Origin of the sequence: Rhodococcus sp. 06-470-2 (assembly GCF_002258235.1) — a bacterium.
Lineage (GTDB): Bacteria > Actinomycetota > Actinomycetes > Mycobacteriales > Mycobacteriaceae > Rhodococcoides.
Window position 1 is genome coordinate 101,196 of sequence record NZ_NOYB01000010.1, and the last position, 22,072, is coordinate 123,267.

General features: G+C 65.9%; 17 protein-coding genes. 9 read left to right on the forward strand and 8 right to left on the reverse strand.

What is annotated here, in order from left to right:
- Positions 1 to 28: 28 nt before the first annotated feature.
- Genes CH276_RS03830 through trmB form a run of 3 tightly spaced genes read right to left on the reverse strand, consistent with a single transcriptional unit; the run spans position 29 to position 4,644 of the window.
- Positions 29 to 3,184, reverse strand: coding sequence for an MMPL family transporter (locus tag CH276_RS03830; RefSeq protein WP_094630553.1), 3,156 nt, complete (start codon positions 3,182 to 3,184; stop codon positions 29 to 31).
- Positions 3,185 to 3,871, reverse strand: coding sequence for an NYN domain-containing protein (locus CH276_RS03835; protein WP_230596976.1), 687 nt, complete (start codon positions 3,869 to 3,871; stop codon positions 3,185 to 3,187).
- Between the two features lie 14 nt (positions 3,872 to 3,885).
- Positions 3,886 to 4,644 carry a tRNA (guanosine(46)-N7)-methyltransferase TrmB gene (gene trmB / locus CH276_RS03840; RefSeq protein ID WP_094630552.1) on the reverse strand — a complete coding sequence of 253 codons (759 nt, stop codon included), beginning with the start codon at positions 4,642 to 4,644 and terminating at the stop codon, positions 3,886 to 3,888.
- Between the two features lie 211 nt (positions 4,645 to 4,855).
- Here trmB and CH276_RS03845 point away from each other — a divergent pair, with 211 nt between their 5' ends.
- From CH276_RS03845 to CH276_RS03860, 4 genes are all read left to right on the forward strand, one after another.
- A complete protein-coding gene (locus CH276_RS03845) occupies positions 4,856 to 5,884 on the forward strand; it encodes a hypothetical protein (protein ID WP_094630551.1) in 1,029 nt (342 codons plus the stop codon).
- Positions 5,881 to 7,416, forward strand: coding sequence for a hypothetical protein (locus CH276_RS03850; RefSeq protein ID WP_094630550.1), 1,536 nt, complete (start codon positions 5,881 to 5,883; stop codon positions 7,414 to 7,416). Before CH276_RS03845 ends, CH276_RS03850 begins: the two co-directional genes overlap by 4 nt.
- 38 nt (positions 7,417 to 7,454) lie before the next feature.
- A complete protein-coding gene (locus tag CH276_RS03855; RefSeq protein WP_045197272.1) occupies positions 7,455 to 7,760 on the forward strand; it encodes a DUF6802 family protein in 306 nt (101 codons plus the stop codon).
- Positions 7,761 to 8,070: 310 nt separating this feature from the next.
- Positions 8,071 to 9,900, forward strand: coding sequence for a phosphoenolpyruvate carboxykinase (GTP) (locus CH276_RS03860; RefSeq protein WP_032396654.1), 1,830 nt, complete (start codon positions 8,071 to 8,073; stop codon positions 9,898 to 9,900).
- A 66-nt stretch (positions 9,901 to 9,966) separates the two neighbouring features.
- Here CH276_RS03860 and CH276_RS03865 read toward each other — a convergent pair whose 3' ends face one another.
- Both CH276_RS03865 and CH276_RS03870 read right to left on the reverse strand, forming a co-directional pair.
- Positions 9,967 to 10,845 (reverse strand): ROK family protein, encoded by an 879-nt coding sequence (locus tag CH276_RS03865; RefSeq protein ID WP_094630549.1) that lies wholly within the window; start codon positions 10,843 to 10,845, stop codon positions 9,967 to 9,969.
- Between the two features lie 9 nt (positions 10,846 to 10,854).
- Complete coding sequence (locus tag CH276_RS03870) at positions 10,855 to 11,625, reverse strand: class I SAM-dependent methyltransferase (protein ID WP_254924204.1); 771 nt, start codon at positions 11,623 to 11,625, stop codon at positions 10,855 to 10,857.
- Positions 11,626 to 11,707: 82 nt separating this feature from the next.
- Here CH276_RS03870 and CH276_RS03875 point away from each other — a divergent pair, with 82 nt between their 5' ends.
- The gene (locus tag CH276_RS03875; protein WP_094630674.1) at positions 11,708 to 12,928 is read left to right on the forward strand and encodes a glycosyltransferase family 4 protein; all 1,221 of its coding nucleotides are present in this window, start codon (positions 11,708 to 11,710) and stop codon (positions 12,926 to 12,928) included.
- Here the strand turns inward: CH276_RS03875 and CH276_RS03880 are convergent.
- Positions 12,875 to 14,611, reverse strand: a complete 1,737-nt coding sequence (locus tag CH276_RS03880) for a hypothetical protein (RefSeq protein WP_441344221.1) — start codon at positions 14,609 to 14,611, stop codon at positions 12,875 to 12,877. The two genes, CH276_RS03875 and CH276_RS03880, sit on opposite strands and share 54 nt — an antisense overlap.
- A gap of 25 nt (positions 14,612 to 14,636) precedes the next feature.
- Here CH276_RS03880 and CH276_RS03885 point away from each other — a divergent pair, with 25 nt between their 5' ends.
- Positions 14,637 to 15,851 (forward strand): polysaccharide biosynthesis protein, encoded by a 1,215-nt coding sequence (locus CH276_RS03885; RefSeq protein ID WP_176459093.1) that lies wholly within the window; start codon positions 14,637 to 14,639, stop codon positions 15,849 to 15,851.
- Here the strand turns inward: CH276_RS03885 and CH276_RS03890 are convergent.
- Positions 15,832 to 16,908: a substrate-binding domain-containing protein gene (locus CH276_RS03890; RefSeq protein ID WP_094630546.1), complete on the reverse strand. Its 1,077-nt coding sequence runs from the start codon at positions 16,906 to 16,908 to the stop codon at positions 15,832 to 15,834. The two genes, CH276_RS03885 and CH276_RS03890, sit on opposite strands and share 20 nt — an antisense overlap.
- A gap of 93 nt (positions 16,909 to 17,001) precedes the next feature.
- Between CH276_RS03890 and CH276_RS03895 the strand changes: the two genes are divergently transcribed.
- The 3 genes from CH276_RS03895 to CH276_RS03905 all read left to right on the forward strand — a co-directional run bounded on the left by CH276_RS03895 (position 17,002) and on the right by CH276_RS03905 (position 20,767).
- The gene (locus CH276_RS03895) at positions 17,002 to 17,439 is read left to right on the forward strand and encodes a MarR family winged helix-turn-helix transcriptional regulator (protein WP_094630545.1); all 438 of its coding nucleotides are present in this window, start codon (positions 17,002 to 17,004) and stop codon (positions 17,437 to 17,439) included.
- A 170-nt stretch (positions 17,440 to 17,609) separates the two neighbouring features.
- A complete protein-coding gene (locus CH276_RS03900) occupies positions 17,610 to 19,052 on the forward strand; it encodes a purine-cytosine permease family protein (RefSeq protein WP_094630544.1) in 1,443 nt (480 codons plus the stop codon).
- A complete protein-coding gene (locus CH276_RS03905) occupies positions 19,049 to 20,767 on the forward strand; it encodes a nitrilase-related carbon-nitrogen hydrolase (RefSeq protein WP_094630543.1) in 1,719 nt (572 codons plus the stop codon). The genes CH276_RS03900 and CH276_RS03905 overlap by 4 nt, the downstream gene beginning before the upstream one ends.
- A 72-nt stretch (positions 20,768 to 20,839) precedes the next feature.
- Here the strand turns inward: CH276_RS03905 and CH276_RS03910 are convergent, their stop codons facing one another.
- A complete protein-coding gene (locus CH276_RS03910) occupies positions 20,840 to 21,964 on the reverse strand; it encodes a DUF3068 domain-containing protein (RefSeq protein ID WP_094630542.1) in 1,125 nt (374 codons plus the stop codon).
- Positions 21,965 to 22,072 lie beyond the last annotated feature (108 nt).

Sequence of the window (22,072 nt, forward strand, 5' to 3'; positions counted from 1 at the left end):
TCAGGGAGGTTAGCCGATCACACGAGCGTCAACGTGAACGGTTGCGCTCGCGTGCGAGCAATTCGCTGACGCTGAGCACCTGTCCGTTCTCGCCGCCGCGATGACGACCGCTGTCGCCACCCTCGGTGGTCGGTGCGGATCGGCGGCCCGACGGCTTCTCGGACCGTGGCTCGCTCGACACGGATCCGTTGCTGCCGTTGCGTTCGGTACCGGTCTGCTCGGTGCCGTTGCGATCCGTCCCGTTGGTGCCGTTTCGGTCGGTGCCGTTTCGTTCGGACCCGTTGCTGTGGCCGTTGCGATCGGAACCGTTCTGCGGGGAGCCGGTCTCGTCGCGACCGCCGTGGTTCGTAGCGCTGTGGTTCGAAGCGCCGTGGTTCGCACCGCTGTGGTTCGATCCGTTGTGATCGGACCCGTTGGCGGTCGAACCGTTGCGCGGTGTGCTCGGGGGTGGTGATGCGCTGGGTGCTCGCAGGTCGGCGAGCCAGCTCTCGATGGAACGGGAATCCGGTTCCTCGGCGCGAGGCGCGCGTGCGGCCCGGGTTCGGCTCGGCGGCGCTGCGGGTGGACGCGGTGCGCTCGGTGCGCGGGGCGGCTCCGCCGACGGGGGAGCTGCCACCGGGTTGACCGGCGGTGCGGGCCGGACGACCTCCGCTGCCTGGGTCGGTTCCGGTTCGACGGTCGGCCGCGGCGCAACCGGCCGGCTCGGGGCAGGCCTGGGAGCCGGTCGTTCCTGCGGAGCGGCCTGGGTCCGAGGGGGAGTCGGGGTAGGTCGAGCAGCCGGTGCCGCAGGCGTGGCGGGAGCCGCACGGGTCGGCTCGGGTGGGGTTGCCGGACGCCCCGTCACACTGCGTCGGGATTCTTCCTTCGCCGCGTGGGTCGCTCGGATCGGGCCCCCGCCGTGCGGTGCGACCACGGGAATGGGTTCGGTGAGCGGCTCGCTGCGGCGCGGTGCCGGACGCATCGGCGGCGCGACCGTACTCGACGGTGCACCGCCCGCGAGAGCGAGCTCGGGCACGTCCGCCATGGGAAGCAGTTCGTCCTCGAGGATGGTCTCGCCGAGTCCGAGCTTCTGCTGAATCCGCTTCATCCACTGCGGGGCCCACCAGCAGTCGTCGCCGAGCAGTTTCATCGTGGCGGGCACGAGGAACATGCGGATGAGGGTGGCGTCGATGATGAGGGCCGCGATCATGCCGTAGGCGATGTACTTCATCATCACCAGATCGGAGAACGCGAACGCCCCGGTCACGACGATGAGGATCAGGGCCGCTGCGGTGATGATGCGTCCGGTATGCGAGGTTCCGATACGGATGGCTTCGCTTGTGCTCGCGCCCTTCTCGCGCGCTTCGACCATACGAGAGAGCAGGAACACCTCGTAGTCCGTGGACAAGCCGAACACGATCGAGATGATCAGCACCAGAACCGGAGCCATGATCGGCCCGGGAGTGAAGTTCATCAGCCCCGCACCGTTGCCGTCGATGAATATCCACGTCAGGATGCCCATGGTTGCTCCGAGACCGAGGACGGTCATGAGCACCGCCTTGATCGGCAGCACCAACGATCCGAACGTCAGGAACATCAGCAGGGTCACGATGAACACCACGAGCACGGCCATCAGCGGAAGTTTGTCGATGAGCGCACTGATGGAGTCCTGCTCGATGGCAGGGGTGCCGCCGACGAGAACCGACGCTCCGTCCGGCACGTCGATGCTGCGCAGGAAGTCGATGGCGGGCTTGGAGTCGTTGCGATCGACCAGTCCTGCCTTGAAGACGATGATCCCGTCCTTGCTGGCACCGACCGGAGAGAACTGCTCGACCAGGCCGGGAGCATTGTTCGCTTGGTTGGTGATCGCGGCGAGGTTGGCACCCTGCGCGTTGCTGATCACCAGCTTGATGGGTTCGGTCCGTTGGCCGGGGAAGAGCGAATCGAACTCGCCCTGCGCTTCGCGGGTGACGTTGTCGGGCGGTAGGTAGGTCTCGTTGATGCCGCCGAACTTGATGTTGCCGACCGGCAGCGTCAGGAGCACCAGGCCGAGCACGATCGGGACGGTGACCTTGACGGGGTTGCGCATCACCCAACGAGTGAGACGGCCCCACATGCCGTTCTCGATCTCCTCGCTGGACTTGGTCTTGCGCATGAACTTGAGGCCGAGGGCGTCGACGCGGGGTCCCAGGATGGCGAGCATCGCGGGCAGGATCGTGATGGCCGTCAGAGCTGCGAGAGCCACTGTTGCGATGGAGCCGTAGGCCACCGACTTGAGGAAGCCCTGCGGGAACAGCAGCAGACCACCGAGGGACGCGACGATCATCGTTGCGGAGAACACCACGGTGCGACCGGCCGTCATGACGGTGCGGCGCACGGCCTGTGGCGTCGAGTAGCCGTCGCCCAGTTCTTCTCGGAATCTCGAGACGATGAACAATCCGTAGTCGATGGCCAGCCCGAGGCCGACGAGTGAGACTACGGGTGCGACGAATGAGTTGACCTCGGTGAAGTTGGTGAACACCTTCACGATGCCGTTGGCGCCGACGACCGTCAGGCCACCGATGATCAGCGGGAGGGCAGCCGCGACGACGCCACCGAAGATGAAGAACAGCAGTACGGCCACTGCCGGGATGGCCAGCAATTCCATCCGGTGGATGTCGCCTGCCATCGTCGACTGCAACGCGCCTGCGACGGCCTGCAAGCCGGTCACCTGCACGTTCACACCGTCGATGTAGAAGACGTCCTTGACGGCCTGGAAGTTGTTGGTCAGCTCGGTGTCGTTGGCACCGGCGATCGCAATGCTGGCGATTGCGTGTTGCTTGTCGGTGGTACCGAGGGCGGCGAGGTTCGGGGCAGTTGCCGTGCGGAAGTAGCTGCCGTTGACCTTCTCGATCTCGTTCGGGTGGTCGGCGGCGAGCGAATCGAGGTTGGCGACGATCTTGGATTGGAACTCGGGATCGTCGATCGTCGAGCCCTCGGGTGCGGTGTAGAGGACGATGACGTCACCCTGCTTGTCGCGACCGAACGTCGTGTCCGCCAGACGGGCAGCCTGGGCCGATTCCGACGTCGGATCGTCCCAACCGCTCTGACTGAGATGGCTGTTGAGATCGAGACCGTAGGCAGCGAAGCCCAGCAGTCCGGCCACCATGACACCGATAACGGTGTACCGCAGGCGGTAGACGATGTCTCCCCATCTGGCGAACACTTAAGAAACTCCTTGGCGCCCGACGAGCAGGGCGGACAGCGGTCGGAAGGGCTGCAGCCACGCACCTTCGTCGGGAAGCGAATCGAGACTCACCCGTGGCAGTGGCTCACGGAAGACGCCCGGAATGTCCTCGAGGTCGAGGAACTCCAGGATGTCCGACGTGACAGCCCAGCTTGCGTGCTCCCGGAAGCCCAGCACCTGCACGGGCACTCCGGTTGCTGCGATGGCCTCCAGTGGACCCTTGAACGCCTGACCGTCGGCGGACGCGACCATGACACCGGCGAGGCCGCCGTCACGGTTGCGGAAGTCGATGTGGTCGAGCATGTCTGCGTCGACGTCACTGTCTTCGTCGACCTTGGGCTTGGCGAACACCGCGAAACCCACGTTACGCAATGCTTCGACCCAGGGTCGGACGACATCTGCGCTGCCGGGGGCGATGTTGGTGAACACCGTGGCCTCGGGTTCGAGCGTCGCGGTGCCGGAGGTGGAGAGCTCGGCAGTGCGGCTGAGCAGCCATCGGCCCAGGGCATCGAAGCGCGGACGGTACGCAGCGGTGGGTCGGCCACCGAGAATTGCGCCGAGTCCCATGTCCAGGTTCGGGGCGTCCCACACCAGCAGGACGCGTTTGCTGTGGCGCGATTCACCGAGTGCGCCGAGTTCTGAGGGGTCGACCACGGTGTCGGGCATGTCCGTACTGACGCTCATGCTGTCTTCTTTCCCCAGATCAATTCCGTCACCGAGCTACCGACCAGCTGTGCCTTGCCCTCGAACTTGGTCACCGGTCGCTCGTGTGTCATGGGCGACTCCCAATCGAGAACGGTCAGACCGGGCTCGGCGTTCCCGGCCTCGGCAATCCACTCAGCGTATTCGGCATGATCGGTTGCCACGTGCAGAACGCCGCCGGGCTTCAACCGATCCGCGATCATCGCGAACGTCGGACCCTGCAGCAGGCGACGCTTGTGGTGTCGAACCTTGGGCCACGGGTCGGGGAAGAAGACGCGCACGCCGGTCAACGATTCCGAGGTCAGCATGTTCTCGAGCACGTCCATCGCGTCACCGCGCAGCAACCGAACGTTCTCGATGCCTTCGCGTTCGATCTGCTGCAGTGTCTGGGCCAGGCCGGGCCGGTAGACCTCGACGGCCATCAGGTTGACGTGCGGCTCGGCCGAGGCCATCGCCGTGGTCGCGGTGCCTGTACCCGAGCCGATCTCGAGAATCGCCGGACCGCTGCGGCCGAACCAGGCGTCGATGTCGATCTGCTCGTCGGCGACGTCGCGGCCGATGCGCGGCCACAGGTTGTCCCAGGTGGTCTGCTGCGCTTCGGTCAGCGCTCCGCGCCGAGAGCGGAAACTCGTCACGCGGGGGTACAGCCGTGAGCCCCGTTCCTGGGTCTTCACGGCATTGTCCTCGGTGTCGACAGAGGGGTCCTGGGGCTCGTTCACCGGTCCATTGTCGCGCATCGACGGGGCGTGTGACAGGTGGGTCTCGAGTTGAAGTTGAGACTTACCGTCCCACCGCTGATCAGCGGTGGGACGAGCCCGGCTAATTACAACGATGCAATTCCCGACGGTCGGCTCGTGAGCGCCCACATGTGCCAGAATCGGTGCCGCAGCAGGGGGCTGTGCGTCGCCTCTCGACGTGGGCGGCGGGTCGTCGGTGGGGGAATCGATCATGGATGTCGCCGAGGTCGGTCTTGGCCTGTTGCGTGACCGCGTTGCGTCGAGCGACGCACGCGAGTCCGTCGACACCGCCGTCCACGATCGCCTACGGCCGATGACCGCACGGGTGACCGGCCGCTCCGGCGTCGGGAAATCCGCGGTGCTCGCGGTTCTCGACGCGGCGCCGCTCGATGTCGACGGCCTCGATGTCCGATGGCGCGAGGGCAGAGCGGACAGCAGCGAGGGCGAGGTGCTCGTCCACGTGATCGCGGGTGCGGTGTCGCCGGTCGACACTGCACTGCTGAGTTCTCGGCCGAGCGATCCTCCGGACGGGACCGTCGTCGTGCTGACCAAGGCGGACACACTCGACGATCCCGCAGCCGCGGCCGCAGCGGCAGCGGAGCAGCTGGGGCGGACGGTTCTGCCGTTGATGGGAACCACCGCGGCGGGATTGCGGGGAGTGGGCCGAGTCGGCGCGCCTCTGGACATGTCCGACGTGCGCGCCGTCGCAGCGGCCGATCTGCGTCCGACCGACCTGATGACCGTCGATCGGTTTCGCGCCGCCGATCTCGCGGTGTCGACGTCTCGAAGAGAAGCGCTGATCGAATGCATCGAACTTCGAGGTCTCGCCCTGCTCGTCGACCTGCTGCGGCAACCAACGGCTGTGTCCGACGGTGATGCCGTACGGATGCTCGCCGATGCCACCGGTGCCGACGCCGTCATCGCCGCGGTCTCCACCGCCGTCTCGGCGGCCGCGGCGGCTCGAGACGTCGAGCTGCATCGCAGACTGCACCGGATCTCCGCCCGGAACCGGCGGGCTCGTGCCGCCGTCGAGTCGTACCTGGCCTCGGACGAGGCGGTAGCTGCCGAGATGCGCCACGCGGCTCTACGTCTCGGGGTGCCGATCGAGACCGGTTCGGAGGAGGTCGCGCTGGAACAGGCGGTGCTGTGGAAACAGCGTGCGGCTGCTGCCGGGGACCCCGACGTGCGTCGCGCGGCACTCGCGCTGTGCCGAGGACACGTACGAATGCTGCGCCGATGACGCCCCTGTCGGAAGACATGAAAAGCGTTCTCCGACGCTGGAATTCGGGTGCACTCGACGAGATCGAACGGGCAAGGGTCAGTCGACCCGCCGGGGTTCATCTCACCGGGACCCCCGGATCGGGCAAGTCCGAACTCCGCCGGGAGCTGTCCCGACTCGGTGGTTCCACCGTCGGCTTCACGGACTCGATGTCCGATGCCGCGGTCGTGATGGTCGTCGTCGACGCGTCGGCTCCGGTGGGCCGCGTCGAGGTCGAGCAATGGCGAGCAGCCCTCGAATCCACGCCGGTCCTGTTCCTGGTGAACAAGATCGACGTGCATCGAGACTGGCGTGAGGTGGTCTCCGCCGACAGCGATGTCGTGGCCGAGTGTGTCCCACGGGCGGTGGAGTGCACGTTCCACCCGATCTCGGTTCGGTCGGCGCGGACGGGCCGAGACAGCGGTGACGCCGCGATGTCCGCGGAGTCGGGTCTCGGAGCGGTGGCGGACCGGCTCGGCGCGCTGCTGCTGCAGGCCGCAGCTATCGGATCCCAGCGCAAATACGTTGCGGCAGTGCAGGACTGCGCAGCCGGAGCCAAATCGTCGATCGTGGCGAGAGCGCGCGCGGTGACCGGGGGAGGTGACACGGCCGAACTCCGTGCGCGGCGAGCCGAGCTCGTCGGCGAACGGGACAATCTCGGTGGCGACCGACGGGCATTGCTGCACAATCGAATTCAACGGGTGCGGGTGGAGTCCCTCCATGCTGCCGCCGAAGATTTTCGCGCCCTGCTCGCCGAGTTCAAGCGCACGATAGACGGGTCGGGGCGTGCCGAACTCACTCACCTTCCCGTACATGTCGCCGAGTCCGCGCGCGAAGCCCGCAATCGGGCCGACGCGGCGGTCACAGCGCGATTGCGGGCAGTGGAGACCGATCTCGGGCTCACGCCGGCGCAGGCGGAATCGAATGTCGAGGACTCCCCGCTCGACATCGGGGAGCCGTCCCGGCGGCGGGGGATCGAGGATGCGGTCATGATCGTCGTCGGTGCGTCGGCGGGGGTAGGACTCGGGCGGCTGGTGGTGTCGCCGATGGCGCTGGTGCCCGCCTGGGCAGTCGCCAACACCGTGATCGCACTCGTCCTCGGAGGTGCGCTCGCCTGGTGGATCACGCGGTCACGGGCGCTGGTGGCCGATCGGGCCCGACTGCGCGGCTGGACACAGGAAAGCCTGGCCCGGGTGAGATCGTCGGTGGAGCAGCACGTGCTCTCGCGGATTCTCGATGCCGAGTCGATGCTCGCGTCCGCCGTCGCGACTGCGGATCGCGGTGCTGTGGCCCGCATCGATGTCGCACTCGCCGAGGTGGACGCCGAGCTTCGTCGGCTAGCCGACCACCGATCGGCACTGCTGTCTGCCTGCGATCGCGATCTGTCCGCACTCGAGCGGGGGCTGGAGCGATTCCGCGGACTCGATCGCGGTGTGTTCTTAGCCCGTGAACCCGTCCATTTTTCTTCGAAGCAGGTGGAACCGTTCGACGAGCCGGTGCGTCGGAGTCAGTAGGTGCAGTGTCGGTTCGTTGAGCGAGGTGAGGAGCGTCGATGATCGCGGTGGATGGCTTCGCAGCAGGTGGGTTCCTCGCGGAGGAGGCCGAACCTCACGACGTCGGGGATTCGGGTGAGCCCACGGTCTCGACGGACCTGTTCGATCTCGACGGAGACGGTCACTTCGAGACCACCGTACGCCGTACCGACGCCGGGATGACCGTGGCGACCGACGTGGACGGCGATGGTGTGACCGACAAGTTCACATCGTTCGGACGTGACGGGCAGTACCGATCCTGGGAAATTTTTCGAGAAGCGAACGGTATCGGCCGGGGCGAAATGACCGAATCGGGCGAGCTGTAGCCGGTCCGTCCCGAGCGGACGTCGGTGCTGGTAGACGCCTTCTTGCGCGGATCTTTCCCTATCTGAATCGGTCCTGTGACTAATCGGACAACACCCTGTTTCCGGATTTACGTCGCTCGGCGTTAACCTGAGTACCAGGACACCCGGCGCTCGACGCTCGGCTTGCTGTACCCGTTACGATGGTGTACTGCGGCTCGAACGGTCGAGCAGCGCCCCGCCGAGAGGGGAAAACCGAGATCTGCTCGCGCATGTTTGCCCAACAGTGATCGTGCGAGTACTTCCCGGTTCCGGCTCACCCCAGGAGAGTTAGATGACCTCAGCCACCATTCCCGGTTTGAGCGGCACCGACAACGTGCCGACTCGACACAAAGAACTGCTCGCCTGGGTTGCCCAGGTAGCCGAACTGACCGAACCGGAATCCGTGGTGTTCGCTGACGGATCCGACGCCGAATGGGAGCGCCTGACCACCAAGCTGGTCGAGGCAGGCACCTTCACTCGTCTCAACGACGAGAAGAAGCCCAACTCGTTCCTCGGCAACTCCGATCCGTCGGACGTCGCTCGCGTCGAGTCGCGTACGTACATCTGTTCCAAGGAGGAGATCGACGCCGGTCCCACCAACAACTGGATGGACCCCGCCGAGATGCGGACGCTGATGTCCGATCTCTACCGCGGCTGCATGCGCGGACGCACCATGTACGTGGTGCCGTTCTGCATGGGCCCTCTCGACGCGGCCGACCCCAAGCTGGGCGTCGAGCTCACCGACTCGGAGTACGTTGTCGTCTCGATGCGCGTGATGACCCGCATGGGCCAGGCCGCACTCGACAAGATCGGTGACGACGGGTTCTACGTCAAGGCGCTGCACTCGCTCGGCGCTCCGCTCGCCGAGGGCCAGGCGGATGTGCCGTGGCCGTGCAACGACACCAAATACATCACGCATTTCCCCGAGGATCGCGAGATCTGGAGCTACGGATCCGGCTACGGCGGCAACGCCCTGCTCGGCAAGAAGTGCTACTCGCTGCGCATCGCTTCGGCCATGGCCCACGACGAGGGCTGGCTCGCCGAGCACATGCTGATCCTCAAGCTGATCTCCCCTGAGGACAAGGCGTACTACATCGCAGCGGCGTTCCCGTCCGCGTGCGGCAAGACCAACCTGGCGATGATTCAGCCCACCATCCCGGGCTGGCGTGCCGAGACCATCGGTGACGACATCGCGTGGATGCGTTTCGGTGAGGACGGCCGCCTCTACGCCGTCAATCCCGAATACGGCTTCTTCGGTGTGGCACCGGGTACCAACTGGGATTCCAACCCCAACGCGATGAAGACCATCGATCAGGGCAACTCGGTGTTCACCAACGTCGGCATGACCGACGACGGCGACGTGTGGTGGGAGGGCCTCGAAGGCAAGCCCGATCACCTGATCGACTGGAAGGGCAACGACTGGACCCCCGAGTCCGGAACCGATGCCGCGCACCCGAACTCGCGCTACTGCGTGCCGATGGCGCAGTGCCCGTCGATGGCTCCCGAGTGGGACGACCCCAAGGGTGTCCCGATCTCGGCGATCCTGTTCGGTGGACGCCGCAAGACCACCGTTCCGTTGGTGACCGAGGCTCGCGACTGGCAGCACGGCGTGTTCATGGGAGCCACCGTCGGCTCCGAGCAGACCGCTGCCGCCGAGGGCACCGTCGGAACCGTCCGCCGCGACCCGATGGCCATGCTGCCGTTCCTCGGCTACAACGTGGGCGACTACTTCCAGCACTGGATCGACCTGGGCAAGAATGCCGACGAGTCCAAGCTGCCGAAGGTGTTCTACGTCAACTGGTTCCGCCGCGGCGAGGACAAGCGCTTCCTGTGGCCCGGATTCGGTGAGAACTCGCGCGTGCTCAAGTGGATCGTCGAGCGCATCGAGCACAAGGCCGCAGGAATCGAGACGCCGATCGGTGTCGTCCCCACCGCCGAGGCACTCGACATCGACGGACTCGACACCACCGTCGAGGACGTGGCCGAGGCACTCGCGGTGAACTCCGACGAGTGGAAGGCCGAAATCCCACTGATCCAGGAGTGGTTCGACTTCGTCGGCGAGAAACTGCCCACCGGAATTCAGGACGAATTCGACGCCCTCAAGCAGCGCCTGGGCGCGTAGTATTCACGACACAGAACGGGACTCACCGAGGGGTGGGTCCCGTTCTGGCTGTGTGGATATGGACGCTCAGGCAGTGAGCGCGGCCGCCCCGCCCAGGGTGCCTAGTCCACCCAACGCAGCAGGCACCACCTGCAGGCCATCGAGGAACTTCAGGCGTGCGTGCAGCGCGATCGACTCCTGAATCGGATTCCACAGCGGCGGGCCGGCTTGGGCGAAGCCACCACCGATCACCACCATGCGAACGTCCACCAGGGCGACGGCCGACGCGATCGCCTGGCCCAGCGCCACCCCAGCGCGCTGCAACGAGGTGATGGCGATCGGCTCCCCGGCGGCGGCATCGGCGGCCAATTCGGTTCCGCTGCTGCCGGTCCAACCCAGCTCACGCGCCCACCGCACCGCCGAAGGCCCACTCGCGACGGTTTCCACGCAGCCGATTCCGCCGCACGCGCAGGGCGTCGTCGAACCGGGAACGACGATGTGGCCGATGTGGCCCGCGTTGCCGCTGGCACCGGCGACGATCTTCCCGCCCAGCACCAACCCACCGCCGATCCCGGTCGACACCACCAGACTCAGCACATCCGGCACACCTACGGCCGCACCGTAGCGGTGCTCGCCGAGTGCCGCTGCGCTGCCGTCCATCGCGAGGCGGATGTCGGACTCGGGGAAGACCACGGCGATGTGATCGCGCAGACCGAAACCGTTCTTCCACTCGTCGATGTTGATCGGTGCGACCGACCCGGTCTCGAGGTTCACCGGACCGGAGCAGGCGACGCCGATGCGGTCGATGTGCTGTCCGGGAGCCATCTTCCGAAGCAACGACGCGCACGCCTTCCACACCCCGGACTCGGGAGTCGGCACCGTCACCGGATTCTGTGGCCGCCCGTCGTCGCCGACGAGTGCCGCTGTCATCTTGGTGCCGCCGATGTCGAGCGCGAGTGCCGTCATCGGTCCAGATTATGTGTTCGGTGTCAGGACGAGGACGAGGTTGCTGCCCAGGAACTCTCGGAGTACGGGTACTCGCATCATCCACCAGGCCCAGCGGGGATGGTAGCGCGGGAATGCGGCCAGCAGTGTTGCGTTGGGTGTGCTTCGCGCCCAACGTAATCCGTCTGCCGCACTGATGTCGAACAGTGATTCGCCGAATCGATTCTTCGGTTCGTGACCGGTGGTGCGGGCATAGCGGCGGGCTGCGTATTCGCCGCCGAGGTAGTGCCAGGGTCGGGTCTCGTGGCCGCCGAACGGACCGAACCAGATGGTGTACGAGAGCACGGTCAACCCGCCGGGCTTGGTGACTCGCAGCATTTCCTCGGCCATGGTCCACGGCTCGGGGACGTGTTCGGCGACGTTGGACGAGAAGCAGATGTCGACGCTGTCGTCACGAAACGGCAGCGCCATCCCGGAGCCGCGTACCGAGCCGGGTATCTGCAGTCCCGCTGCGTGCATCTCGGACGCGTCGGGCTCGACGGGCAGGTAGCGCGCGCAGCTCGCACCGAAGACCTCGGCGAAGTATCCGGGTCCACCGCCCACGTCCAGTACGGTCGCCGCGGACATGTCGGTGCCGGTCAGGCCCCGATACAGATCGCCGATCAGCTCCACGGAATCGCGAGCGAGCGCGCCGTAGAAGATGTCGGGAGCACTCTGCTCGTGCCCGAAGTCCTTCAGCAGACTCACCGAGCGGCGCAGTGTCGCGCGAGAGGCGAACAGACGTGTCACGGCGGAAGTCACGAAAACGAACCCTAGCGGTTACTGTGGCAGCGGTAATCGACTGCGGTCGAGACGAGCATGCGGAAATTGGGTGAAGCGAGCTGTGCGCGAGGTTCTGTTGCTGTGCTGGCGCGATACCGGGCACCCGCAGGGCGGCGGCAGCGAGCGTTACCTCGAGCAGGTGGGCGCGGGTCTGGCTCGACGCGGCGTCCGCGTCACGCTGAGGACTGCGTCGTACCCCGGAGCTCCCGCCGAGGAAATCGTCGACGGCATCCGCATCAGTCGCGGCGGTGGACGCCTGTCGGTGTATCCCCGCGCACTGGCCGCCATCGCAGCCGGACGGCTCGGTTTCGGCCCGCTCAAGGGCATCGCACCCGACGCGGTGATCGACACCCAGAACGGCATTCCCTTCTTCTCACGGGCGGCGCTCGGCGTTCCGGTGACGTTGCTGGTGCACCACTGCCACCGCGAGCAGTGGCCGGTCGCGGGGCCGATGATGGCCAAGCTCGGCTGGTGGCTCGAATCGACGGTGTCGCCGAGGGTCCACCGCCGCAATCAGTACCTGACGGTGTCGTTGCCGTCCGCGGACGAACTGGTCGCACTGGGCGTCGACCGCGAGCGCATCGCCGTGGTGCGCAACGGAGCCGACGAGATTCCGCAGTCGGTGCCCGAGGGTGACGAGAGCACCCGCACCGCACATCCGTCGCTGACCGTCCTGTCCCGCTTGGTTCCGCACAAGCAGATCGAGGACGCACTCGACGTCGTCGCCGCGCTGCGCGGTCGCATCCCCGACATCCACCTCGACGTCATCGGTGGCGGCTGGTGGGAACAGAACCTCCGCGACTACGTCGGAGAACTGGGCATCGAGCAGTACGTCACCTTCCACGGACACGTCGACGAGGACCGCAAGCACGCCCTGCTCGGTCGCTCCTGGGTGCACGTCATGCCCTCCCGCAAGGAGGGCTGGGGCCTCGCGGTCGTCGAGGCAGCCCAGCACGGCGTGCCGACCGTCGGCTACCGAAGTTCCAAGGGGCTCACCGATTCCATCATCGACGGCGTCACCGGTGTTCTGGTGGGCGGGCTTTCCGATGCCGAGGGGGACCGGGACGTCTCCGGCCTGACCGCTGCCGTGTCGGAGCTGCTGCAGGACACCGAAGCCCGAACTCGCCTGGGCGAGAAGGCCCGAGTGCGCGCGGCCGAATTCTCCTGGGAGCAGTGCGCGCAAGGTGTCTACTCGGTGCTCGACGCGACGACGCGCGGGGCGTGGTCGTCAGGTCTGGTGGGTGCGCAGCACTCGGATTCGGCGCAGCAGTCCTACCGCTAGGCCCCCGAGAAGCAGCACTGCCCAGGCGAGGTGGGCAACGACGACGGCCGCTGCCTGCCGGCTCTCGGTCGGCACGGGATCGGGTACCCGATAGAGCGTGAGTTGGTCGTCGGAATACACGACGTCCAGTGCATCCAGTGTTTGCTCGGACCGGCCGAGTTCGCCGGGGGTGGTGTTCTCCACCAGTACCCAGCCGACGCCCAGCGCTGCGATCACGTTCGTGGGTTCACCTGCGAGCAGGGTATTCTGGACCTCCGTCGCGCGCGCCCCCTCGCCCCGCACCGTGCCGCCCGCGACGATGAGCTCGCCGGTCTGCAGTACGTCCAGTGGCAGCATGCGCGGCGCGGGATCGAGAACGGGTGCACTCCCGCTGTAGGGAAAGCGGCGGAACATCCCGGCGGGTAGTACCGCGACATCGCCGTCGCTGCCCTGCAATTCGGCTGCGACCGCCTGCCAGGACGCCGGATACGCCACGGGTCGCATCGAGTTCCCGACGCCCCAGCCCAGGTCGGGCAATGCGATCAGCAGGGCCGAGATTGCAACGGCGCTGCCGAATCGGGTGCGCTGGACCGCGGTCAGCGCGGTTGGTTGCACCGGATTCGGTCGATACCGAGGAGTGAATGCGGCCGCCGCGGCCAACACGTAGATCGGCACGGCCAGCGCCACCCATTTCTGGGAGTCGCGGAGCAGGCCGGCACCGGGCACCGTCTCGCCGAGCGCCCTGGCCGCTGCCAGACCGGGTCCCGTCGCTGCCAGCGCAGGGGCTGCGATGGCAAGCACGGCAACAACACCGAGCCCTACGATCACCGGATTTCTTCGACGCCTGAGCAACGGACGCACACCGAACGCGACAACGGTCAGCAGTAGCGCCGTACCCACGAACGCGAAAAGGCTTGTGCGAGAAGCGGGTACAGCATCGGAGTTCCAGATTCCACCGAGACCGGCGAGGCTGCCGAGGGTGCCCAGACCCGGCTCCGCCCGCGCTGCGAACGCCGCCCAACCCGCCGGATCCGCCTGCTCGACGCCACCGCCGGACACCGCCGTCGCCACCAGCCACGGCGCCGACGCCACCGCCGCCAGCCCGACGGCACCGACCACGCGCAGGCCGCGTCGGGCACCCCCGGGGAGGGCGAGGACCACCAGGGCGATGGTTGCGGCGAGCAACGCGCCGGTGGGGGTGAGCCCGGCCGCGGCGAGACAGGCTGCGAGCGCCCACCAGGAACGGCCCTCTCTGACCGCGAGCGCAGCGACCACGGTCCACGGAAGGGCGGCGTATCCGACGAGCAGGCTCCAGTGTCCCTGCAGCAGCCGCTCGGCGACGTACGGATTCCACACGGCCACCGTCGATGCCACGAGCAGTGCGGGTAGCGGGGCTGTCGGCAGAACTGTTCGGGCCATGACCGCGGCACCCCACCCGGTCAGCCACAGGGCCAGCAGCAGAATGGTCTTGACGACCAGGCCGCCGTCGAACGCCGTCGACAGCGTGGCGATAACGGCGTCCTGCGGTACTGCCCTCGCGGCCGCGTCGGCGATTCCCCAGGCGGAGTCGGTGAAGTAGGAACGGGGAGTGCTGACGGCGTCGCGCAGCAGGAGATGGCCGGGGCCGAGCAGCGGGCCGACAATCACGACCGCGAGCAGCAGACTGTACAGCGGCGGTGTCCACCTCGACCTCGACCACGCCATGATCGGCACCCTATACCGTGGGCTCATGTCTTTCCGTGCCTCGTCCGAGGCAGTGCACACCGCGGGTGCGTCGGTCGCCGGGATGGGGATGGTGACGGCCGGTTCGATGTTCGCGAACGTTGCGGCGTACCTGCTGCAGGTTCTGGCGAGCCGGATGCTCGGCGTCGAGGGCTACGGTGAATTCGCGAGTCTGCTTGCTGCGCAATTGGTTCTCGCGGTTCCGGCGTTGGCGTTGCAATCCGTCGTCGCGCGTGAGGTGGTGCGCGGGCGCAGTTCTCGTGAACTACGCACGGTGGGGTATCGGTGCGCGGCGGTGGTGGGGGTGCTCGCTCTGGCACTGTCACCCGCACTGTCCGCGGCCCTGGACGTCTCGATGGCGGCGACCGTGTCGGCGGTCATCGCTGCGCCGGTGCTGGTGCTGTTGGCCGCCGAACAGGGTTTGCTGCAGGGACGGGGGCGTTTCGGAGCCCTGAGCATCGTGTTGGCCGCCGCCGGGTTCGGCAAGGTGGCTCCGGCCGTGCTGGTGTTGGTGCTCGGCGGTGGTCCTGGTTCGGTTCTTCTCGCCACGGCCGCGGGCATCGGCGTTGTGGCCCTCGGTGCGCGATGGACGGCCGGGGTGCCGGTGAACTCGGTGTCGGAAACCAAGGTCACCGTGCTGGCCGTACTGCAGGCGTCGCAGGTGCAGTTGGTGTTGATCGCGATGTCCGCGTTGGATCTGGTGCTGGCACGCACGCTGCTCAGCTCCAACGAGGCCGGGCTGTACGCCGTCGGGGCCGTTGCGTCCAAAGCGGCGTTCTGGTTGCCGCAGGCCGTCGGGGTGGTGCTGTACCCACGGATGGCGAACCCTCTGCATTCTGCTGCCGCGGTGCGGTCGGCGCTGGCCGTCGTCGCAGGGCTCGGTACGGTTCTGGTGATCGGCGGTGCACTGGCGTCTCCACTGTTGCCGTTGGTGGTGGGCGATACGTATTCCGGTGTGCAGAACTACGTCTGGCTGTTCGTGCTGCAGGGTGCGTGTCTGGCCGTGCTGCAGAGCGCGTTGTTGTGGGCCATCGCAGGTGAGCGCACCCACCTCGCCGTCGTTGCCTGGATCGCCCTGGCCGCAGAGGTGTTGCTGTTGCTGTTCGTGGCGTCGACTCTCGCGCAATTCGTCACCGTCGCTGCAGCCACTGCCGCGGTGACGATGGTGGTGGTGTGCGGACTCGCCCTGTGGGGAAAGGACATCAGTCGGCGACGGGCCTGATCTCGCTGAGGATCTCGAAGTCGACCTCGCCGGCCAGCGCCAGGTAGATCGGTTGCGCCACATGGCCGTTGGACAGCGAGAGCCGCCCGCGGGCCCCGGTGAACGACACCGAATCGGAGATCGATTCGATGACGCCGACATCGACGGTGCCTGCCCTGTTCACCAGTGCTCCCAGCAGTTTGATGCCTTCGTAGCAGGATTGACCCAGAGCACCGACGATCGGCGCATCGACCCCGAACGCCCGGGCGAAACGAGCGGAGAACCCCAAACTGTCCTCGGTGGCCAGTGTTTCGAAGTATCCCGACGCCACGTAGAGCCCGTGTGTACTGTCGCCGCCGGCCGCGATCAACATGTTCTCGTCCATCAACGGACTGAGCCGAACACATCGCGCGTCGAGCCCTGCCGCAGCGAACTGCTGATGGAAGTACACGGCGTCGTCGCCAAGGAGGAGAACGACGGCACCGTCGGCTCCGGACCGTTCCAACGCGGCAACGGAGGTGGCGAAGTCGGTGCTGCCCACCGGCCGGAATTCGGCATGCACCACGCTCGCCCCGAGCTCCCGGAGGCGGGAGGCAGCGATGGCTGCGCTCTTGCGTGGCCAGACATAGTCGTTTCCGACGATCGCCCAGCGCCTGCGTCCGAATTCGCGGACCAGGAAGTCGAGGGCAGGGACGAGTTGGTTGGTGGGAGTCTCACCGGTGATGAACAGGCCCGGATAGCGATCGCCGCCCTCGTACAGGGACGTGTAGACGTAGGGAATTCGATTCACCGTCACCGGAATCACGGCTCGTCGCACCGCCGAGGTGTGCATCCCCGCAACCGCATCGAGAGCACCTGCGTCCAGAAGAGTCGCCACCTGACGGGCCACGGCAGCGGGGTCGCGACCACCGTCGATCGAGATCAGCTCGACGCGCAGACCGAGTACGCCGTCCGCGGCGTTGAGTTCGTCCCTGGCCAACTGCGCCGACAGTTCACTCGACGGCCCGACCAGGCCGAACGGCCCGGACATCGGAAAGATCAAACCGACGCGAAACGTGCCGACCCGATCGCTGTTCATCGTGCTGTCCGTCCGATCCGTGTCGATTCGCTCTAGAATCGCTGAGGGAGACTGTAGCGCCGTGGCAAGGTAAGAGCAGAGGGGCATGATCGCGTGAATCACGACGAGGCTGGTTCGGCGGCTCGTTTGCTCACGGTGGTCGAGCGTGCCGTCTCGGATCGGCTGCGCGGTGCGCTCGTACCGTGGGAACTCGATCTCGAAGAGTGGCGAGTGCTGTCGTTGCTGTCCGACGGCGAGGGCCACACGATGGCCGAAACCGCAGAGTTCGCCTTGCTCGCGCCCCCGACTCTGACCAAAGCCGTCAATCGGCTGGTCTCCAACAATCTCGTGCACCGTCGCACCGGCACGGTCGATCGTCGTCAGGTGCTCATACGACTGACCGCGCGCGGGCGGGCCAAGTACGACGAGGCTGCCCCGGTCATGGAAGCCGTTGCAGCGGCCGTGTTCGCGTCCGAGTCGGACCGTGAGCAATTGCAATCCTTGCTGCGCTCGCTCGAGGCCACTGCGAAGGCGTCCTCGCTCGCTCACTGAGCGGCTTACTGTTCCGGCTGTCGCCCCTCTGTGTGCTGCCCCTGTGCGTGGTCGTGAACTTTCGTGATCTCCAATTAACATGTTTCACGTTGCAATAGTGTCCACGGAAAGTATTGTTCCGATGCAGCGCAATCAGCGCTCTTGCCGCGAACCGAAGTGGACACACGTTCATGAACATGAAGAAGTACTTCGAGGGGCCTGCAACCAGCCTCGACGACCAGATCGAAAGCTATGCAACCTCTCGTGTGCCCGACGACCAACGCTGGCGACGGCCGGCGATCCTGCTGGTCCTCACCGGCAACGTCACCGCGATGTTCTGGTTCGCCCTCGGTGGCCAGATCGGCTTCCTGGTGGGGTGGCCGATGTTCTTGATCCCCGTCGCCTACATGGTGATCGGCGCGACGCTCGTCGGCAGCCTGATCATGCGGATCGCCAGCCAGGAGGGCCTGTCGCTCCCTCTGCTCACTCGCGGGCTCGGGTTCGGCACCAAAGGCTCGGCCGTGGCATCGCTCGTCTACGCCGTGAACTACGTCTTCTACTTCATCTTCGAGGGCAGCATCGTCTCGCACGGCCTCAGTGAACTGGCCGGAATCGACATCAACTCTGCCTGGGCCACAGTCGTATTCGCACTGGTAGCCCTGGTTGCGCTGCTCTTCTCCTGGCGCGGGATGCACTCGATGAACATTCTGCAGCGATTCGGTATGCCGATCTTCCTCATTCTGTTCGCCATCGGTATGTACATGCTCGCCAGCGGATACGTTCTGGTGGGTCCCGGTCAGTGGGAGGCCACCGGCGGGCTCACCGCCACCGCGATGTGGCAGGCATTCAGTCTCGCCAACGGGCAGGTCGTGTTCCAGGCGCTCATCGCCACCGATTACGGACGGTTCGTCAAGAAGAGCGTCAGCTACGTCGGCACCGCAGGACTGATGCTCGCCGAGCTGCTGATGATCGTCGTCGTGATGATTCTCGGCGTCTTCCTCGGCTTCACCATGTTGCGTCACTTCACCGGAAGTACTGCGACACCCGAACTTTCGGCCACCGATCCGGGACTCTACTTCGCTGTCGTGATGGGACTGCTCGGAGTGATCTTCGCCGTCGTGACCCAGGTTCGCATCAACGTGATGAACCTGTACTCCGGCTCCCTCGCCCTGTCCAATGCCTGGGACGTGCTCTCGCCTCGCAAGGTCGGACGCCAATGGTGGATGGTGGCGCTGCTCGTCGTCGGCGTGCTCTGCTACCCGGTCAACATCCTGCAGTACACCGACAAGTTCCTGGCCGTCACCGGGATCATGACCAACACCTGGATCTTCATTCTGCTCGCCGATTACTTCGTCTGCAGGCGGATGCTCGGCCTCGCTCCGCGAAACGACATCGAGTTTCGCGAAGGACGAGTCCGTAATTGGAACCCCTGCGGAATCTTCGCCATGGCAGCAGGCGTGGCCGTGGGCGGCATCGGTGTGTTCGGTCTCTACCCGTCCTACTACGCCTCGTTCATCGCGATGATCCTCGGACCGATCATCTACATCCCGCTCACCGTGGCAACGCGAGGGAAGTACTACGAACCGCCGGTCTCAGCCGAAGCTCCGGCAACCGAAAGGACTGTAGCGTCATGACATTCACCGCAGCGGCCGTCCAGTTCGAGCCCACGTTGTTCGCCAAGGACGCGAACATCGCTGCCCTGGCGGACCTGGTCGACAAGGCCGCCGCCGACGGGGCCGAGCTGATCACCACACCCGAAATGGCCACCACCGGTTACTGTTTCCACGATCCCGAGGAAGCAGCGACCGTCGTCGAGCAGATTCCGGGGCCCACCACCGATACGTTCGTCGAGATTGCCGCCAGGCGTGACTGCTACATCGTGCTGGGCATGCCCGAGGTCGATCCGACGAGTGGATTGTTCTACAACAGTGCAGTTCTCGTCGGACCGGAGGGAATCGTCGGAACCCATCGCAAGACCCACCCGTACATCGCCGAACCCAAATGGGCGGCACCGGGAAACCTGGGCCATCAGGTGTTCGAGACCCGTCTCGGCCGAATCGCGATGCTGATCTGCATGGATCTGCACTTCGTCGAGACTGCTCGGGTGGTCGCCCTGCAAGGGGCAGACGTGATCTGCCACATCAGCAACTGGCTCGCAGAACGAACTCCGGCACCGTATTGGATCAGCCGAGCCTTCGAGAACAACTGCTACGTCATCGAGAGCAATCGATGGGGACTCGAACGGACGGTCCAATTCAGTGGCGGCACATGCATCATCGAGCCCGACGGCACAGTCACCGGTCGAATCGACGTCGGCAACGGCATCGTCGCAGGCGAGATCGACGTTCGACGCACCCGCGAGTTGGGTCCGACGCGTCGACCGGACCTGTACCGCGAGCTGCAGACGAACACGTACAGCTGGAACCCTCTCGACTTCTTCACCCTGTACGGCCACTCGCCGCTGCCCGCGGGTGGCACGTCTGCTGTGAGCGTGGTGCAGTGCACGCCGAGTGCCTCGATCGAGAGCAACCTTGCCGAGATCGAGGCCAGGGTCCGACAAGTAGCCGGTGCAACCGATCTCGTCGTATTCCCTGAGCTGTCGATCACCGGTCCCGTCTCCGCGGATCGACCACCCAGCGACGTCGCCGAAGCCCTCGACGGACCCTCGCTCACTCGGATCGCCGACCTCGCGGTCCGGCACGGCCTGTCCATCGTCGTCGGTATCGCAGAGCGTGACACCGACGACGATCGGGTGTACAACGCCGCCGTCCTGCTCGGAACCGACGGGGTCCGCACTTCCTACCGACAGATACACCTGTCCACGGAGCACACTCCGCTTTTCGACGCCGGCGACACCTGGACGGTGGTCGATCTTCCTCTGGGACGAGTCGGGCTTCTCATCGGCAACGATGCGCTGCTGCCGGAATCGGGGCGAGTACTCGCATTGCGTGGTTGCGATCTGATCGCCTGCCCGTCCGCACTGGCAGGAACGTTCGTGGGATCACACCCGGGAACCGAGATTCCTCTTGCCGCCGAGGTTCTCACCGGGCCCGATGCGACCCACTGGCACCACATGCGCGTGCGTGCCGGCGAGAACAACGTCTACTTCGCGTTCGCCAACGCAGTGGACCCGGGTCGCGGAATCGTCGGACACAGCGGCGTGTTCGGACCGGATACGTTTGCCTTCCCCCGAACCGAGGCCATCGTCGACGGGCCCGAACCCGGCCACGCGACGAGTGTCGTCGACACCACCAATCTCGGCGGGCCCTATCCGACCAATGTCGTGCGACGCAAAGACCTCGTCCTGATGCGTCAACCCCACCACTACGGGATTCTGTCGACCGCGTGAGAAAACACCGATGGCGTGGTCATGTGTTCTCACATGACCACGCCATCGGGTTGTTTCGGTTGCTCCGGGCACTTACTCCTTGGACAGGTTCGTCCTCGGGATTTCCTCGGTGCGGTCGGTCGTCCAGTCGCGGTTCGTCGCGGTTCCGCCGCCGGGGGTCGGTCGCGGAGTGTTGTCCGCTCGGGCCGGCTGACGATGTCCGCCGTTTGCGCCGCCACGCAGGAGCAAGAACACTCCGGCGATCAGCGAGATGACACCGAGAATTCCGGCGATGATCGGGACGGTGCGGCCGAAGAGCGAGATCCGGTCCTGGCCGTCCTTTGCCTGCTGGATCTGGTATTCGACCGTGTTCTCGTCGAACGTGATCGGAGCGTTGAGGACGTCGACCTCGGGCCGGCCTGCTTCACGTGCGTAGTACTGGTGAATCTGCTCTTCGCCCTTGACAACGACGCCGGTCTCGGGTTCGACCCACAGGGTGCGGGTGTTCTCGTACCAGCGAGTCATCGTCACCGGAGCGGCTCCACCCTCGACACCCCAGGTGTCGGCGGGCAGGGTCACCTTGTTGGTCGGCAGGTTGACCACGGTCGACAGGTCGACCGGGCCGACGGTCTGCTGGTACTGGTACACCGGCGTTCCGTTGATCTCGGTTGCCTCGACGAAGTCGATGTCCTTCGATGCGCGGGCGTTGACGTCGAAGTACGGGTAGCTCTTCTGCTCCGCGTTGAACGGGAACTTGTACTGCAGTCCGGTGTGGGCCACCTCGTCGGCCGGCGCGTTGCCTGCCACCTGGATGGTGCCGATCGGGTTCTCGACGGGCATCGACGTCTTGCGGTCGATGGTGACGCGATCGACGCTCGCCGTCAGCAGCCCGGTATCGGCCTGCTTGTCGCTGCGTCGCAGGGTCTGGCCTGCCTGCAGCGTCATGATGTCGGCGTCGGAGGGATCCTCGACGGTGACGAATCGCTGCGAGACGAGAGGAACGTTCTGGTCGACGACTGCGCGACCGGCCGCGAGCGAGCTCGCATTCAGGACGCTGCCCTCACCGGTGGAGACGGTGGTGACTTCGAGGTCCAACGGCGTCTTCTCGAGCGCCGAGATGGTGTACGTGGGAATGAGGATGGCGGCGACCACCAGAAACGCGCCCAAGCCGATGAGTACGAGGGCAAGTATCCGGCTCGGCCCTGAGCGCTCCGCCATGCTGAATCTCCTTAGTTGACCGCTTCATGGAAGACACCGCGGTCGGGAAAGACGTCAGCCCCGACCCGATGCCCGATTTGATACGACACGTCGCAGGTGACAGTAACA

Excerpts from the sequence above, each read along its gene's own strand:
- CH276_RS03900 (WP_094630544.1), top strand. The coding sequence starts at position 17,610 with ATGAACATGAAGAAGTACTTCGAGGGGCCTGCAACCAGCCTCGACGAC.
- CH276_RS03905 (WP_094630543.1), top strand. The coding sequence starts at position 19,049 with ATGACATTCACCGCAGCGGCCGTCCAGTTCGAGCCCACGTTGTTCGCC.
- CH276_RS03880 (WP_441344221.1), bottom strand. The coding sequence starts at position 14,611 with ATGGCGTGGTCGAGGTCGAGGTGGACACCGCCGCTGTACAGTCTGCTG.
- CH276_RS03910 (WP_094630542.1), bottom strand. The coding sequence starts at position 21,964 with ATGGCGGAGCGCTCAGGGCCGAGCCGGATACTTGCCCTCGTACTCATC.
- CH276_RS03865 (WP_094630549.1), bottom strand. The coding sequence starts at position 10,845 with ATGACGGCACTCGCGCTCGACATCGGCGGCACCAAGATGACAGCGGCA.
- trmB (WP_094630552.1), bottom strand. The coding sequence starts at position 4,644 with ATGCGCGACAATGGACCGGTGAACGAGCCCCAGGACCCCTCTGTCGAC.
- CH276_RS03845 (WP_094630551.1), top strand. The coding sequence starts at position 4,856 with ATGGATGTCGCCGAGGTCGGTCTTGGCCTGTTGCGTGACCGCGTTGCG.
- CH276_RS03855 (WP_045197272.1), top strand. The coding sequence starts at position 7,455 with ATGATCGCGGTGGATGGCTTCGCAGCAGGTGGGTTCCTCGCGGAGGAG.
- CH276_RS03860 (WP_032396654.1), top strand. The coding sequence starts at position 8,071 with ATGACCTCAGCCACCATTCCCGGTTTGAGCGGCACCGACAACGTGCCG.
- CH276_RS03850 (WP_094630550.1), top strand. The coding sequence starts at position 5,881 with ATGACGCCCCTGTCGGAAGACATGAAAAGCGTTCTCCGACGCTGGAAT.
- CH276_RS03890 (WP_094630546.1), bottom strand. The coding sequence starts at position 16,908 with ATGAACAGCGATCGGGTCGGCACGTTTCGCGTCGGTTTGATCTTTCCG.
- CH276_RS03835 (WP_230596976.1), bottom strand. The coding sequence starts at position 3,871 with ATGCCCGACACCGTGGTCGACCCCTCAGAACTCGGCGCACTCGGTGAA.
- CH276_RS03885 (WP_176459093.1), top strand. The coding sequence starts at position 14,637 with ATGTCTTTCCGTGCCTCGTCCGAGGCAGTGCACACCGCGGGTGCGTCG.